This is a genomic window from Acinetobacter sp. WU_MDCI_Abxc222 (genome assembly GCF_025514755.1).
Classification (GTDB): Bacteria; Pseudomonadota; Gammaproteobacteria; order Pseudomonadales; family Moraxellaceae; genus Acinetobacter; species Acinetobacter geminorum.
On sequence record NZ_JAHPVG010000001.1, the window covers coordinates 330454 to 345746 of the forward strand.

Annotated in this window: 14 protein-coding genes and 1 tRNA gene; 11 read left to right on the forward strand and 4 right to left on the reverse strand. The window is 33.7% G+C overall.

The window, feature by feature from the left end:
• Positions 1–10 precede the first annotated feature (10 nt).
• From KTJ10_RS01600 to KTJ10_RS01610, 3 genes are all read left to right on the forward strand, one after another.
• Positions 11–2467, forward strand: a complete 2457-nt coding sequence (locus KTJ10_RS01600) for a fimbria/pilus outer membrane usher protein (RefSeq protein ID WP_262441417.1) — start codon at positions 11–13, stop codon at positions 2465–2467.
• Complete coding sequence (locus KTJ10_RS01605; RefSeq protein ID WP_262441178.1) at positions 2464–3483, forward strand: fimbrial protein; 1020 nt, start codon at positions 2464–2466, stop codon at positions 3481–3483. The genes KTJ10_RS01600 and KTJ10_RS01605 overlap by 4 nt, the downstream gene beginning before the upstream one ends.
• A gap of 561 nt (positions 3484–4044) precedes the next feature.
• Positions 4045–4224 (forward strand): hypothetical protein, encoded by a 180-nt coding sequence (locus tag KTJ10_RS01610; protein WP_086264529.1) that lies wholly within the window; start codon positions 4045–4047, stop codon positions 4222–4224.
• 52 nt (positions 4225–4276) lie between these two features.
• Here KTJ10_RS01610 and KTJ10_RS01615 read toward each other — a convergent pair whose 3' ends face one another.
• Positions 4277–5128: a LysR family transcriptional regulator gene (locus tag KTJ10_RS01615; RefSeq protein ID WP_262441179.1), complete on the reverse strand. Its 852-nt coding sequence runs from the start codon at positions 5126–5128 to the stop codon at positions 4277–4279.
• Positions 5129–5222: 94 nt separating this feature from the next.
• Between KTJ10_RS01615 and KTJ10_RS01620 the strand changes: the two genes are divergently transcribed.
• From KTJ10_RS01620 to KTJ10_RS01630, 3 genes are all read left to right on the forward strand, one after another.
• Positions 5223–6152, forward strand: coding sequence for a DMT family transporter (locus tag KTJ10_RS01620; protein ID WP_199992485.1), 930 nt, complete (start codon positions 5223–5225; stop codon positions 6150–6152).
• 237 nt (positions 6153–6389) lie between these two features.
• Positions 6390–6854 (forward strand): hypothetical protein, encoded by a 465-nt coding sequence (locus KTJ10_RS01625; protein ID WP_017482308.1) that lies wholly within the window; start codon positions 6390–6392, stop codon positions 6852–6854.
• 240 nt (positions 6855–7094) lie between these two features.
• Positions 7095–8510 carry a purine-cytosine permease family protein gene (locus tag KTJ10_RS01630; RefSeq protein WP_262441180.1) on the forward strand — a complete coding sequence of 472 codons (1416 nt, stop codon included), beginning with the start codon at positions 7095–7097 and terminating at the stop codon, positions 8508–8510.
• A gap of 59 nt (positions 8511–8569) precedes the next feature.
• On the opposite strand, the gene KTJ10_RS01635 is transcribed toward KTJ10_RS01630, so the two are convergent.
• Complete coding sequence (locus KTJ10_RS01635) at positions 8570–9007, reverse strand: PACE efflux transporter (RefSeq protein WP_262441418.1); 438 nt, start codon at positions 9005–9007, stop codon at positions 8570–8572.
• An 89-nt stretch (positions 9008–9096) separates the two neighbouring features.
• Between KTJ10_RS01635 and KTJ10_RS01640 the strand changes: the two genes are divergently transcribed.
• Complete coding sequence (locus tag KTJ10_RS01640) at positions 9097–9981, forward strand: LysR family transcriptional regulator (protein WP_262441181.1); 885 nt, start codon at positions 9097–9099, stop codon at positions 9979–9981.
• Between the two features lie 1096 nt (positions 9982–11077).
• Positions 11078–11154, forward strand: a tRNA-Ile gene (locus KTJ10_RS01645).
• A gap of 169 nt (positions 11155–11323) precedes the next feature.
• Here the strand turns inward: KTJ10_RS01645 and KTJ10_RS01650 are convergent.
• Positions 11324–12187 carry an iron-containing redox enzyme family protein gene (locus KTJ10_RS01650; RefSeq protein WP_262441182.1) on the reverse strand — a complete coding sequence of 288 codons (864 nt, stop codon included), beginning with the start codon at positions 12185–12187 and terminating at the stop codon, positions 11324–11326.
• Between the two features lie 278 nt (positions 12188–12465).
• Between KTJ10_RS01650 and KTJ10_RS01655 the strand changes: the two genes are divergently transcribed.
• The 3 genes from KTJ10_RS01655 (at position 12466) to KTJ10_RS01665 (ending at position 14681) form a co-directional block, all read left to right on the forward strand.
• Positions 12466–13038 carry a TetR/AcrR family transcriptional regulator gene (locus KTJ10_RS01655; RefSeq protein ID WP_262441183.1) on the forward strand — a complete coding sequence of 191 codons (573 nt, stop codon included), beginning with the start codon at positions 12466–12468 and terminating at the stop codon, positions 13036–13038.
• Between the two features lie 186 nt (positions 13039–13224).
• Positions 13225–13770, forward strand: a complete 546-nt coding sequence (locus KTJ10_RS01660; protein WP_262441184.1) for a 1-acyl-sn-glycerol-3-phosphate acyltransferase — start codon at positions 13225–13227, stop codon at positions 13768–13770.
• A gap of 161 nt (positions 13771–13931) precedes the next feature.
• Positions 13932–14681 carry a YebC/PmpR family DNA-binding transcriptional regulator gene (locus KTJ10_RS01665; RefSeq protein ID WP_057062671.1) on the forward strand — a complete coding sequence of 250 codons (750 nt, stop codon included), beginning with the start codon at positions 13932–13934 and terminating at the stop codon, positions 14679–14681.
• A 45-nt stretch (positions 14682–14726) separates the two neighbouring features.
• Here KTJ10_RS01665 and KTJ10_RS01670 read toward each other — a convergent pair whose 3' ends face one another.
• Positions 14727–15197 (reverse strand): Lrp/AsnC family transcriptional regulator, encoded by a 471-nt coding sequence (locus KTJ10_RS01670; protein ID WP_002050132.1) that lies wholly within the window; start codon positions 15195–15197, stop codon positions 14727–14729.
• Between the last annotated feature and the right edge of the window lie 96 nt (positions 15198–15293).

The window sequence follows — 15293 nt, forward strand, 5'->3', positions numbered from 1 at the left end:
ATTCATGCCTATGGCTATATATGCTGAAAATAATACTGACATTCCACATTTTACAAAGGCTGAATTTGATAGCAACTTCTTAGTCGGTAATGCACAAAAAATTGATATAGCTCGTTTCAAATATGGCAATCCTATCCTACCTGGTGAATATAGCTTAGATGTCTACGTTAATGGTCAATGGCTGGGTAAACGGCGTATGCGATTTACTGCCTCAGCTCCTAACACAAATGCTGAAACATGTTTTACAGAGGCGATGCTCCTTGAATATGGTGTAAAAGCTGATGTTCTAAGTCAACATGACTCTAATTCATCTCTTTCATGTAAAGCTCTCGCTTCATGGATAGATAGTGCTTTTTATGTATTTGATAGTTCCCGTTTAAGAATTGATATTTCGATCCCGCAAGTCGTCTTAGAAAAAAATCCGCAAGGTTATATCGATCCACATCTGTGGGATAGAGGTATTAATGCAGCATTTTTAACCTACAACGCAACAGCATATCGAATAGTCAATCAACAACATGAAAATAGTTATGCTTTTATGGGAACGAATCTAGGAGCGAATTTAGCAAGTTGGCAGTTTCGCCATAATGGACAATGGAAATGGCAAAGCCAATCTAATTCTCAATCTAATAATTCTTCTTATACTTCGACAAATACATATGTGCAAAAGGCATTTCCCGATATTCACGGTGTTGTGACTTTAGGAGATTATTTTACTAATAGCGATTTTATTGACTCTTTGCCATATCGTGGAATGAATATTTCAAGTGATGACCGAATGCTTCCAAATAGTATGCTCGGTTATGCTCCAAGAGTTCGAGGTTATGCAAAAACCAATGCAAAAGTCGAAGTTAGACAACAAGGTAATTTAATTTACCAGACTACAGTCCCACCAGGAAACTTTGAGATTAATGATCTTTATCCCACAGGATTTGGAGGTGAGTTACAAGTTTCGGTACTTGAATCTAATGGAGTAGTTCAAAAATATTCTATTCCATATGCTTCTGTCATTGAAATGCTGCGTCCTCAAATGAGTCGGTATTCATTCACCTTAGGACAATTTCGAGACCCAAACATTAAATTAACTCCATGGTTAATACAGGGTAAATATCAACGTGGAATCAACAATTACCTTACAACTTATAGCGCAATTCAAGGAACACAGCAGTATTTCTCTGTATTGTTAGGTACAGCTTTTTCAATACCTGTTGGTGCTATTTCTTTTGATGCAACTCAATCAAATGCCAATTTTTCCCATCAAGCTAAAATGACAGGGCAAAGTTATCGTCTAAGTTACAATAAGTTATTTTCTCCAACGCATACTAACCTAACACTAGCAACTTATAGATATTCAACAGAAAACTATCTCAAGCTACGGGATGCAATTTTAATTCAAGACTTACAAAAGCAAAATATTGATAGTTTTTCGGTAGGTAAGCAAAAAAGTGAATTCCAGCTTAATTTAAATCAAGCTCTTCCAAATCAATGGGGAAATTTCTATTTAGTAGGTTCGTGGACAAACTATTGGAACCAGTCTAGTACTAATAAGCAATTCCAATTAGGTTATAGCAATCAATTTAAAGATTTAACTTATAGTTTTTCTGCAATTAATAGTGAAACTATTGAAGCTGGCGGGCGAACTGACCAAGATACTCAATACCTCATTTCTCTATCCTTTCCCTTAGATTTTAAGAAAAGCTCTTTAAATTTTAATAGTCTTCTAAATGAAGATAGCCAAATTTTGAGCTTTAGCGGTTTTACAGGAAGCCGTTTGAATTATGGTGCATCAATTTCCAATCAAGACCATGGTCAAACGAATCTTAATATCAATGCCAACTATAAGACAAACTACACAACATTAGGTGCTTCATTCAGTTACGCTGACTCATATCAACAAGAAATGCTTAACTTGAGTGGCAATATCGTTGCCCACTCCCAAGGAATTATGTTTGGGCCAGATCAAGCTCAAACAATGGTTTTAGTTTATGCACCAGATGCAACAGGAGCACAAGTCGGTAATACACCAGGACTCAGCATAAACAAAAAAGGATATGCGGTTATCCCCTATGTTACACCTTACCATATGAATGACATTAGCCTTGATCCACAAAATATGTCTACACAGGTTGAGCTAGCGGAAAGTAGCTTACGTATTGCTCCCTATGCAGGCTCGATTACTAAAGTTCAATTCTCCACAAAAAAAGGTTATGCACTTTTTATTAGTGCCACAAGATTAGATAGCTCACATTTACCTTTTGCCGCACAGGTTTATAACCAAAATAACGAAGTAATAGGCATTGTTGCGCAAGGCAGCCGTATTTATTTAAGAACCCAGTTAACCCGTAACCACTTATATGTGAAATGGGGAGATAAGAGTACTGAAAAATGCGAAATTAAATATGACCTAACGGACCAAATAAAGCACAACAACCAATCAATTATTATGACAAAGGCAGTCTGTATATGAATAAGTTTTTAATAAAAATTAGCTTTTTTGCATTGAGCCTATTTGCTTATAGCCACACAAATGCAAATTGTAATTTAAGTAAGGGATTCACTACAGTCGATATTCCGATGAACATAGGTAAAATCGTCGTAAAACCAACTGACCCTATAGGGACTATATTACAAAGAAATACTTTTACAATATCCCCTAATAATTCAACTGCCACTTGTAATCGTGCTAGTGATCAAATTATTGCAGCTCTCCCTTTAAACTATCCTGTTAGTACTATAGGCAATAATGTCTATGCAACCAATATTCCTGGTATTGGCATTCGCCTTTATCGAGAGGCTGCAGATGCTTCAGATTTTTCTGGATATTATCCATATAGACGTACATTAACACCAAATACAGCATATACGCTTTCACCAGGGTATTTTGTTATGGAAGTCATTAAAACTGCTATGACCACAGGTTCAGGAGCATTAGTAGCAGGACGTTACAGTACCTATTATGTATCAGGTCAACAAAATCGCCCATTTTTAACAACTACCGTATTGAGTAACGCCCCTATTCTCATCGCCTCCTCCTCATGTGAAATTCAAAATGGTGTAGATACACCAGTTCAACTTCCAACCGTGATGAAATCAGGCTTTCGAGCGATTGGGTCAACCCAAGGGGAACAGAATTTTAATCTATCGATCTTATGTAATGGGGGCGAAAACAACTCTGGTATCGCTACGAGCAATACGATCAGCTTAAGTTTTGATTATAATTCTGATACCTCCAATAATCAGGTGATTAACAACAGTGCTGCGAACTCAATCAAAGCTAACGGTGTGGGTGTTGAACTGTTATGGAATATGAATGGAGCAAATAAGCCGATTCAAAAAGCAACCAAACTCAATATAGGTAACGTGAGTTCCAACCAAACTGTTGAATATGATATTCCTTTAACTGCCCGTTATTATCAGACCGCCACCAATGTGTCCGCAGGTGAGGTTAAAGCCACAGCGACGGTGACTATTCAATATGATTAACTAATCCCGATACGATTTATGAAAAATACATAAGCTTAAACCTGCTAAAAAGTTTAATCCTAATATTTTTAACAACTTTGTAGTTAAATTAAAAAATTCCATAAAAAAATGCTCATAAGCGAAAATAGCAAATGAGCATTAGTGATAACCACTTAACCTGAAATACAAATTGTGGGAAATAGATCACAATTTGCATAACTATAATTCCAAAATTTAGCTTAAAAATCAAGTCTTTTTTTTAACAAAAATTTAAATAACTTTACTAAGACTTTGTTTTAAATAAATTAAAAAATGAATTTATTTTTTAAAGTCCTATTTTATAGTGTTTCTAAAGAATTATCATTCTATTAATTAATAAAAACTTAATTCTAAAAAAAGAAATAATTAGGTTACATATCTTAAATAAAATTTTATTTATTTCAAATACTTAAACAAAATCAATAAAACTGTAATTTTAAAAAATTATAAAGAATTACATAATCTATAATAAAAAAAACATAAATAAATTTAGAAATCCCCTTCAATGACAAACAACATTCTTAGGCTTTATTAGAACGTAACATGCTCATTTTTTGGAAAATATTATGTATTATATTATTGAGTCTAGGAGCTACAAGTATAGGTTACGCAATCAGTAAAGTTGATCTTTTCCTTTTATTTATAGGCCTACTTTTATTACTATCATTTATCTTAGCTTTAAAGCAAGCACGTGAAGATGCAGGCTTTTTTTCCGATAACTAGATGATATCACCTTGATGAGTAAGCCTCCATCTATTTGTTTATTAATCAAAATTTATATTTTAAAAGGTTCAAAACAGCTCACAAGGAAATCCATTACTACTCGTATGGCAGGACTATGTCGTAAATCTTCGTGTGTGACCAACCATATTTCAGCACTCATCGGATAATCATCGGGTAATTTAACTAAATTATTGAGCGTTCCCAAAAAATCAGGTAAGACGGCTAAACCCACTGCTCCACATGCAGCTCTCCACTGTAACTCTGGATGGTTGGTAACCATTATAGGTTCTTTATGATTTAATCTTTCTTTCAACTTCTGCTGTTTTTGACCATGTACCCCTCCTACTTCCACACTAATCCATTCATAATTTTCAGGTCGTGTTGAAGCCAGATAATCTGATGCCGCATATATTCCAAAAGGCACTTCTCCAACTTTGCGAGCAACTAAATTTTCATCTTTAGGACGTCCAAATCGTACCGCAATATCAGCCTCACTATGTTGTAAAGAAACATAATGAACATCGCCCAGCACCCGCAATTTTAATTGAGGATAATGACGATAAAATTTACCAAGATGAGGCATGATGAGATGTGCAGCAGTTAAGGGAGGCATACTAATAGAAACCATCCCCGTTACTTCTTGCTGACCAGCCTGAGTTAAACGCTCAATAGAAAAAGTTTCTTCCATCATACGAGCAACTACCTGTGCAAGGCGTTGCCCATCAGGGGTTAGAATGTATGTACGGGGCCTACGATCAACTAATTTAAGTTTTAAATTTTGTTCTAGCTGAGCAATTCTTCTAGACACAGTTGCATGATCTACGCCCAATTTTCTGGCAGCAGCGGAAAGTGACTTTTCTTCGGTAAAAACTGAAAAGTAATGCAAATTTTCCCAATCAATCATTGTGCAAATTTTCACATTAGAAGTGTATTAATATGGAATTGTACACCTTTATAGATTTGCCGAGAATAAAACCTTTCTTAATGGGAGCCTGTCCATGAACAGAACGGTGGCTTATGCCTATGTTGGTGTTGTCTTAACAATGTTTTTTTGGGGATCAGCATTTAATGCAATGTCTTATATTATTCAACATATGCCCCCGTTATCCGCTGCGTCTGAACGCTTTTTAATTGCGAGTCTAGGCTTGCTAGTAATTTTTTCAATAACGGGTCAGCTTAGATGGACAGCCTTAAGGGAAAATCTTGTTATCTATCTTATTATTGGCGTTATCGGAATTGCGGGTTTCAACATTGGCTGTTTTTATGGCCTTCAAACCACATCAGCTGTTAACGGTGCTTTGATTATGGCAACTACGCCATTAATGACTCTATTAATGACAATCCTTTTAGATGGTGAAAAACTTACTACTAATAAATTCTTAGGCGTTTTATTTGGCTTAAGTGGCGTGTTACTGGTGATTAGTCAGGGACATATAACGACTTTACTGCACCTCAAAATAGACATTGGAGATCTATTTATATTATTGGGCGCATTTGGATTTTGTCTAGCAAATGTACTGTCTCGCCGTTATGTAAAAAATGCCACCCCCCTAGAAACAACAACTTTCTCTATGATGTTCGGGGCAATAACACTTGGTTTGTTGAGTGTTATATTTGAAGATCCTCTTACAGCAATTGCATCTGCCCCTATTAATGCGCACTTAGCCATGGGATATGTTGTTATCTGTTCTACCATGATTGCTTATTTATTCTGGTTTAATGGTATACAAAAGTTAGGTGCTGGTCGTGCTTCTGTCTTTTTTAACTTTGTGCCAGTGTTCAGTATGATAATTGCTCTACTTACTGGCCAAACCCTCAATATCTGGCAGTTGCTAGGAACAGTTTTAGTGATGCTTGGTGTTATGAGTAGCGGAGGATTTTTTAAAATTAAAAGCACTCCACTTATGATAAAACATTGTACAAAATAAGAAATATGCTGCTACATTAAAAATCTATTATTAATATGTAGCAGCATTTCCAAATGTAAAGATTATCTCTCAACATTTTTTTTAAATTCTTATATTTTCAAAATATTTTTTATATTTGTGATGATTCATACAAAAGCTCATCTTAATTATTCCGTTGTAACAAATACTGTATGTTTCTTTAAAACTTAATAAAAGATTGCCATATATAGTTTTAAAACTACCAAAGGAGATATTAAAATGAAGCTGGATTTTACAACAATTGAAAAGCAAGCCAAATTGCTACAAGAAGAGCAAGAAAAGATCGAGCAACGAGATCATGAATTTCAAGTTGCCTTAGATAAGCACAGAGAATCCCTAAAGAATTTATTTAAAGATCTTTTCTCCGACCGAGAAATTAAGACTGAAAATGGAGGTCACTTCTGTGTAACCTTCGGAGATTTCAAAATTTCCTTATTGATTGAAACTGCTAAATTTGAAAATGGTGTTCCTGTAAAATTAAACTCCGTAAATCCTGTTATTATTAAATGCAAGAAAGATAAGCCGATTGCAAAAGCACAGTTTACAGATGCAACCCAATATCTAGATAACCATTTAGACACGCCAAATTATCAGTATTATTTTAAGCAAGAAGATAAGACCCAACTGGTACAATTTTCTGAACTTCCAACTTATTTCCAACTAGTTTTGGACGCAAATGTATAAAATCGAGCCCTCTGCTGAGGGCTTTTTCATATATTATTTTTTATCATTTAAATTTTAAAAAATAAAATCAGTCAAATACTTTTTCTACTTATCTATGAATTATTTAACTCAATTTTAACGTCCAATACTTCAAAAATATTTGATTCTTCTTAAAATTACTTGTATATACATGTTTATATTTGCTTATACAAATATGAATAAATAAGAATAGGATGGCTCTTAAAGGATAAGGAGAGTGAAATGGACTCATCGGCTGGGAAACCTAATAGTAGTTTTATAGAAAATCGAAGTATTGATTTTATTCCTGAAAATGAAAGACATGGCGGAGTATTTGCTCAATTCACCCTATGGTTCGGTGCCAACTTACAAATCACAGCCATTGTGACAGGCGCGCTAGCCGTTGTGTTAGGCGGAGATGTTTTTTGGTCTATTATCGGCTTATTAGTAGGACAATGTTTTGGTGCTGCCGTCATGGCACTGCATGCTGCCCAAGGTCCTAAACTTGGTCTCCCTCAAATGATTTCAAGCCGTGTGCAATTTGGGGTTTATGGCGCTTGTATTCCAATCATACTCGTTTGCCTTATGTATATTGGTTTTACCGCAACTGGAGAGGTATTAGCGGGTAAAGCAATTGCACATTTGGCACATGTCAGCAATACAACTGGTATCTTAATTTATGCAAGTTTAATCATTTTATTCGCAACGATTGGATACCGTTTAATCCATTTGGTAGGCAAAGTAGCCAGTATTATTGGTTTGATTGCTTTTGTGATTATTTTGACTCAGATCTTCGCACTTTCTGATTTTTCTGAACTCTTAGCAGTACGTCATTTCAGCTGGTCTTCATTCTTGTTAGCAGTTTCCCTTTCAGCTTCTTGGCAAATCTCTTTTGGTCCCTATGTTGCAGATTATTCTCGGTATCTTCCAACTAAAACATCTTCATCTCGTGTTTTTTGGGCAGTCGGCTTAGGTTCTTTAATTGGCTCACAAATTTCTATGAGCTTAGGCGTTTTAATCGCTCAGGTTGCAAACGGCAATTTTGTCGGAAATGAAGTTCAATATGTTGTGGGTATGAACCCAATTGCCCTTGTCGTAACCTTTCTATATTTTAGTATCGCTTTTGGGAAAGTTACTCTGACAACCTTAAATGCCTATGGCAGTTTTATGTGTATTGCTACGATTTGGAATAGTTTCAAATCGACAAATCACATCTCAAAAATAACAAGATTACTGATTGTCCTTGCTATGGTTGTAGTCTCAACCTTTATTGCAATTATAGGTGAACATACTTTTTTAAGCGCCTTTAAAGCATTTATTTTGTTTTTACTCACCTTTTTTATTCCGTGGAGTGCCATTAATCTTGTTGATTACTACTTTATCTCTAAAGAAGAATGTGATGTAGATGCACTGTATGATCCAAATGGTAAGTATGGCCGTTGGAATCGGATTGGAATTACCTGCTACTTTCTAGGTATTTTGATTCAACTGCCATTTATTGATAGTAAATTTTATACGGGTCAAATTGCGGCAATGCTAGGAGGAATCGATTTATCGTGGCTCGTAGGTCTTATCTCTACTGCTTTGATTTATTATATTTTCGCCAAGAAAGCTCAATTAAAGTTTTCAAAACAGTTAGTCATTAATCAAACCAAATAATGAAACTAGATAAGCTATCAAAGTCGATCACCTTGATAGCTTATAAAATAATTTTACGGTTATTCTGCTAGCGCTTTAGCCTGTGCCGAAATAGGCAATCCAAATAACTTATCAAAACTCCAATTAAATATAAAAGTATAGACAGGAATAATGATAATAAAGGCCACATCTAACCAAAAAGCAGCAATCAGGGAAATATCCATCCACCACGAAATAAGAGGAATTAAAAACAGCACCAAAGTAAGCTGAAAACCGATGGCATGTCCAACTCTACGCTTAACTGTACGGATATGACTGTTTTGTTTAGCTTCCCATTTCTCATATAAAATATTGTAGATAAAATTCCAAGTTACAGCGATGGTCGTAATCATGACAGATAGTGGTCCAGTATGTTCAACACTATCACCTGCCAAAATCGCTAACCCTACTGATGAAATAACCATTCCGATTATTTCATAGGAAGAAACATATACAATTCGACGCTTTATACCTTGCATAATCAATAAACTCTGCTTCATTCCTTATATTTTAATTTCAGTCAAAATCATATATAAAGTTAATAGCTTTCAGTTCAGCTGATATCAAAATGAATTTTAACAGTGAAAATATTGAACTTTTCATAACCGTACTCGATACGGGTTCTTTCTCTGCGGCTGCTCGTAAACTAAATCGAGTCCCCTCAGCAGTAAGTATGGCCGTTGCTAATTTAGAAGCAGAATTGGGTTATATATTATTTGAACGGACTCCTCGAAAAGTCATTCCTACAGCTACAGCATTAGCCTTGGAACCTCAAGCACGGATCATTTCTGAACAACTTAGGCTATTTAGCACTCATGCACATGAACTTTCTTTAGGACTTGAAAGCAAATTGCGTATTGGCGTTGTTTCCGATGTAAATACAAAATTATTATTCCATTCAATAAAGAAACTAGCCGATAAATTCCCTTTACTGAACATAGAAGTGATTACTGCTCCCCAAGACGACATTGTCAATTTACTTTATACGGAGCAAATCAGTCTTTGCTTAGCAGGTTCAGACCTCAATATAAAAATGCGTGAGAATCTACAATTGGTAATGACTGAAACAGTGGCGGCTACGATTTCTTCTAACCACGCTCTTCTACAAGATAGAACAAAACAGTTTTCTATTGAGGAATTAATTAATATTAGACAAATTGTTGTGGCGAGTAGTGAGCATGAAATGACAGATTCCCGTTCAATTATTGGTACAATGTACTGGAAAACCAATAGTCTACAAACAGCAATTAATATGGTTGAAGCTGGACTTGGTTGGGGAAATTTTCCCTTATCACTAGTACAAGATAAAATTGATCAAGGTCACTTAGTCCTTTTAGATTTTAAAAATACGAAAAACCATCTACCCTTATCTATTTATTTAATTTGGCTCCAAGACCGCCCTTTACCTAAAGCAGCTAGAGAGTTAATTCAAATTATTCAAGAAAATTTATAAAACTTTATAGGTTAGTTCTGAAAGTCTAAGGATTTTTTATAATTTTGATTCTTGTTACATCTAGTTTATTTAAAGCTTAAGCTTATTACTCTGTACCATATCTCTAAATAATACTAAAAACAAAAAGCCTACTTAGAAAGTAGGCCTCTTGTTGTATTTCAGGATTAAGCAATAATATTTTGTTTTGTAAAAAATACACTTATACTTTATTAAAACCAAGTGTTTTAGTCAAGAATAAAGTTTATAAGATACAAACATTTGTATTGTTGTGAAGACAATCACAATTTAGGTTTCATATAGAAAATACTTTAAAGAAGGAAAGATATTTTAATGATAAAAATTTCTATTACCACCCTTAACAGCTTTTTTTAGAAAAACACAACAACACCTTAAGAAAAAGTATTATATTTTAATTAAATTTATTTGCATCAAAAAAATTGAATCCGTTTTTCGTTACTTTTATATTTCATTATTAAAGTTGCTAACTTTATATATTAATGTTTACTTTTTTAAGTTGAGTTTAAATTTCAAGCTAATCTAAAAATTAATAATATTATTTTCTTCAGTAATTTGGCCTAATAGGCTATATTTTTTACTACACATAGGCTAGAATATTATTAAGAGAATTATTGTAACTATTATTTTTCGAAATATATAATTAAAAAGGTAATCTACCATATATCTAAAGCTTAATTAAAATATATAATATTTTTAATCACCATTTATATTTATCTTAAATAAGTTTTTTCTAATTCTATAATTTCACAACACAAACAGCATATCTACAATTCATGCTTATATTTTAAACAAAATTTATTTTATATAAATTAATGTCTCAAACTACAAATACAATTAAGTCATCGTCACAATAGATTGTTGGAATAAATTCTAATTGATCGATAAATAACTTCTCCCACTTTACTCTTGAAGTACACATAAGCTAGAATCACTATCGCTTGAAATATTAACCAATAAGACACAATATTTTTGGGTTTAGTTTGCGTCTACTTCAGAAAATGACTTGTGTTTAATTAAAAAATTGATTAGTATTGCACGCACTGAAAAGCATTGAGATTAAAAGCTTTTCTGACTTATAGGGCCTATAGCTCAGTTGGTTAGAGCAGCGGACTCATAATCCGTTGGTCCACAGTTCAAGTCTGTGTGGGCCCACCAAATACCGAACCTCATAAACAAAAAGTTTATGGGGTTTTTTAATATATATCTAAATAGAATATGCTTTACTCTTATAAAAAATACTCAAAATTTAAATTTATTTTATCCCTAAATTTTAGATGTTTTAAAATACACTTACGTTCCGTACTAAATATCCATCTTTCATCTATTAAGCTAAGATTTGCTTTCGCATGGGCTCCGAATTCTCTAATTGTGTATCCCAAAACTTTTCCCATAAATCACAATACTCTAAGCATAATTTTTCAATATAGTTATAGTCTTCTTCTGTACAAGCTTGCATCAAGACATACCATAAATCTTCTTCATGATCATCATCTGCTGCTTCAGCACTTTCATCCTCAGAGATACCATGTACATGATAATAACCACCACCCTCCACATCTAGACCAACTGCTTTAGTTGCTCTACGTAAAGGTGGACTATATAGAATGACTTCTTCCTCTGCGACTGCTAATAAGGCTGAAACAGCTTTATAGTCATCATAAGCATTTTCTAAAAATACTCTAACCTGATCTGCAATTTCAGTCGGATGATAAGTTAGACGATCTTGTTCTGTAATACCAAAATCATTCAATATATCTTCAAATAAGGGATAATGAGCATATTCAGGATTTCCCTGATAGTAGCCGTTTTTATCTAATCCTGGCCGAAATCCAAATTCATCAAAAATATTTAAACTTAAAAGAAAACGCGGGAACATTTTTGCACCAGCATGCAATCTCGGCTCTAATTGTTTAGTTTGAAATTGAGCCATGAGCAATGCATCAGTAAAAGTTTGCACAATTGCATGGCGATACTCTAAGTGAATTTTTTTTAAGTCTTCTTTATTAATTTCGCCGTTATTTAAAGTATCAATTGCCGGATGATGGGATACTGGATGTTTAGCAATTTTTGCTCTTAAGTGGGTTAAAAAGTTTAAATTTTTTTCCCATAGTTCTACTGAAATGCTTTGCTTCATCCCTGCGAGTGCTTTCTTTCTAGGATTATTAAAATTCTCAAATTTCTTAGGCATATCCGCTCTCATTAAACTTATTGAAGCATGATCGATTTTTACATATTTTATTATAAAAACAATGACTTAAATTAATATTTAAATATGTTCCTTCATTGATTAATATTAGAATTAAAATCGTACGAAATCAAATAAAAAATTTAAAAAAACTCCAATTAATGATAATCATTATCACAATCTCAACTTGAATCAAAATCAGTTTTTTATTATCATAATTTGTATTAAAAATTTAATATTTTAGATTAAGTTATAATTAGTTTTAACTATATGGAATAGTAATGTCAAAAAAAGAAGATATTATAAATACTGCTTTAAATTTATTTAATCAGATTGGGTACAATGCTACTGGTGTTGACCGTATTATTGCTGAATCAAATGTTGCAAAAATGACTTTTTATAAATATTTTCCGTCAAAGGAAAATTTAATTATGGAATGCTTGCAACATCGAAATATAAATATTCAAAACTCAATCAATGAACAATTAATTTTACATCAAGATGCTAGTCCTCTTGAGCAAATTCATATTATTTTTAATTGGTATATTGAATGGATCAATAGCGAAACATTTAATGGCTGTTTATTTAAAAAGGCATTTATTGAAGTATCTAAACAATATACTTCAATTCGTGAACCATTTTATGAATATACAAAATGGTTGACTAATCTGTTACATGAAAAGCTTACTCAGTTAGGTATAGAAAACCCAACTCCCCTTGTTCATATCATTATTTCTATTATTGATGGGATGATTATTGATGGAACGACAGATAAAAACCTTATTAACCCTGAAAAAATTTGGAAATATATTGAATATTTAATTAATGAAGAGATACCACAGCCAGTATCTTAATTTTAAAATTATCTAGGTTTATTACTTTCAGACGAAGTTTGAGAAAAATAAAAAAAGAACTTTTAAAGTATTTTAGAACTTAGATAATCCTTAACTTTTGTGCTCTACTTTAGCTTTCATAATTTTTCTAGGCTTTTTTACAAACTCATATTAGAATCCTGAAAATTTATCAATTTGCACTGATGTATGAAAAAATTTCTAGGTAACTCTATCTTTAAAGCCGTTGGTTGGACCTACAATGTAGACCCACAAATTCTTGAGAAAAAACAAGTTATTATTGGCTTTGAACATACCTCAAATCTAGATGCAGTGCTCTCGATTGCCCTCTTCCAAATGTTAGACATCAAAATTCATACTCTAATAAAGAAAGAACTTTTCAAAGGCCCCCTTAAGCCAATTTTAGAAAAATTGGGTGGCATTCCTGTTGATCGTAAAGCAAGTAAAGATATCGTTTCGCAAATGGTTGAACAGTTTCAAACTCATGAAACTTTTAACTTGGTGATTGCTCCTGAAGCTACACGTGCCAAAGATGGCTCTGAACGTAAACCTATCCGCACAGGTTTTTGGCATATTGCAAAAGCAGCCAATGTTCCTATTGTTTTAATGTATGCGAATGCTCGAAGTAAACAAGGTGGGATTTTAGGTAAAATTTACCCGACTGATTTACAAAAAGACTTGGAAACAATTAAAGAGTTATATGCTCAATTTGACATAGATGTCAAAATTAGCTAAATCAAATTGGACTTGATTTGACCTAATCTCAATCATTAGGTTTTAAGCTTATTGTTGTTATTCAATTGGCTAACAAAACGCAGGGCAACAGTTTTCAACAAAACCAAGCCTATGCTAATATTCTAGCACTTTTGCATTTTCTTTTTTTGGAGTTCACGTCCATGGCGGGTCATTCTAAATGGGCCAATATTAAGCATCGTAAAGCTAAACAAGATGCAAGTCGCGGTAAAGTTTTTACTAAATATATTCGTGAAATTGTGACTGCTGCCAAACTTGGTGGTGGAGATCCTGCTAGCAACCCTCGTCTGCGTGCAGTAGTTGAAAAAGCTCTCTCAGTTAATATGACACGTGACACCATTAACCGTGCAATCCAACGTGGTGCTGGTGGTGAAGATAATGATGATTTAAAAGAAGTAACTTACGAAGGTTATGGGGTTGGCGGTGTTGCTGTTCTTGTTGAAACAATGACAGATAACTTGAACCGTACAGTTCCCGATGTACGTCACTGTTTCAGTAAAACAAATGGTAACTTAGGAACTGCGGGTTCTGTATCTTATCTATTTACTAAACGTGGTGAGATTACTTTTGAAGATGTTTCTTTAGAAGATAAAATCATGGAAGTTGCTTTAGAAGCTGGGGCTGAAGATATTGAAGTTTCAGAAGATGAAATTTTAGTAATCACCTCACCTGAGACTTTCGGTGAAGTTCAGGATGCTCTTGCTGCTGCTGGTTTAAAATCTGATAACGCAGAAGTTGTGATGAGTCCCTCCACAAAAGCTGAAATTACAGATGTTGATCAAGCAAAACAAATTCTTAAAATGATTGATATGTTTGAAGATCTTGACGATGTACAAAACGTTTATACTAACGTTGAATTCTCGGATGAGGTTTTGGCTCAACTTGATGCTTAAATCAAACATTTGAATCAAAGAAAACGCACCATTTGGTGCGTTTTTTTATAGCTTGTTGAGCAAGTTATAGCAATTAAATACATTATACTCTTTAATGACAAAACTAGAATGTAAAGCAACGACATTGTCGATTTTTCCAATACGTCTTAATAAAATTTCACTGTAGTCATCCATGTTGCGTGCTACAAGCTCCAAAATAAAATCTGCACTTTGACCTGTGACTAAGAATGCGTTTGTTACTTCTGGAATTGCCTCTATTTCAGACAAAAACTTATCAAATGTTTCGCTATCATGTTTGCTCAATGAAACTTGCAATAAAATATGTAAAGTAAAACCAAGCTTACTAAAATTAATTTCCCTTTTGAGCTGCCCCATGATGTTGGCTTCAATCAGGTGCTTAATACGGCGATGTACAGAACTGACTGACAGATTGATCCGTTCTGAAAGTTCATTCAAATTTAAGTCTTCATGAGACAAAATTTCTAGAATTTGTTTATCAAAACGATCTAACTCCACTCTTATCTCCAGCCAGAATTTCACAGTAAAGACAGTATAACCCTATACCATCACCTCTGCATTGAAAATACAGAGGTTTATAGACAGCAAAACTCT

Excerpts from the sequence above, each read along its gene's own strand:
- KTJ10_RS01640 (WP_262441181.1), top strand. The coding sequence starts at position 9,097 with ATGAATTTTAACAGTGAAAATATTGAACTTTTCATAACCGTACTCGAT.
- KTJ10_RS01600 (WP_262441417.1), top strand. The coding sequence starts at position 11 with ATGGCTATATATGCTGAAAATAATACTGACATTCCACATTTTACAAAG.
- KTJ10_RS01660 (WP_262441184.1), top strand. The coding sequence starts at position 13,225 with ATGAAAAAATTTCTAGGTAACTCTATCTTTAAAGCCGTTGGTTGGACC.
- KTJ10_RS01615 (WP_262441179.1), bottom strand. The coding sequence starts at position 5,128 with ATGATTGATTGGGAAAATTTGCATTACTTTTCAGTTTTTACCGAAGAA.
- KTJ10_RS01655 (WP_262441183.1), top strand. The coding sequence starts at position 12,466 with ATGTCAAAAAAAGAAGATATTATAAATACTGCTTTAAATTTATTTAAT.
- KTJ10_RS01605 (WP_262441178.1), top strand. The coding sequence starts at position 2,464 with ATGAATAAGTTTTTAATAAAAATTAGCTTTTTTGCATTGAGCCTATTT.
- KTJ10_RS01610 (WP_086264529.1), top strand. The coding sequence starts at position 4,045 with ATGCTCATTTTTTGGAAAATATTATGTATTATATTATTGAGTCTAGGA.
- KTJ10_RS01620 (WP_199992485.1), top strand. The coding sequence starts at position 5,223 with ATGAACAGAACGGTGGCTTATGCCTATGTTGGTGTTGTCTTAACAATG.
- KTJ10_RS01630 (WP_262441180.1), top strand. The coding sequence starts at position 7,095 with ATGGACTCATCGGCTGGGAAACCTAATAGTAGTTTTATAGAAAATCGA.
- KTJ10_RS01665 (WP_057062671.1), top strand. The coding sequence starts at position 13,932 with ATGGCGGGTCATTCTAAATGGGCCAATATTAAGCATCGTAAAGCTAAA.
- KTJ10_RS01650 (WP_262441182.1), bottom strand. The coding sequence starts at position 12,187 with ATGCCTAAGAAATTTGAGAATTTTAATAATCCTAGAAAGAAAGCACTC.
- KTJ10_RS01635 (WP_262441418.1), bottom strand. The coding sequence starts at position 9,007 with ATGCAAGGTATAAAGCGTCGAATTGTATATGTTTCTTCCTATGAAATA.
- KTJ10_RS01625 (WP_017482308.1), top strand. The coding sequence starts at position 6,390 with ATGAAGCTGGATTTTACAACAATTGAAAAGCAAGCCAAATTGCTACAA.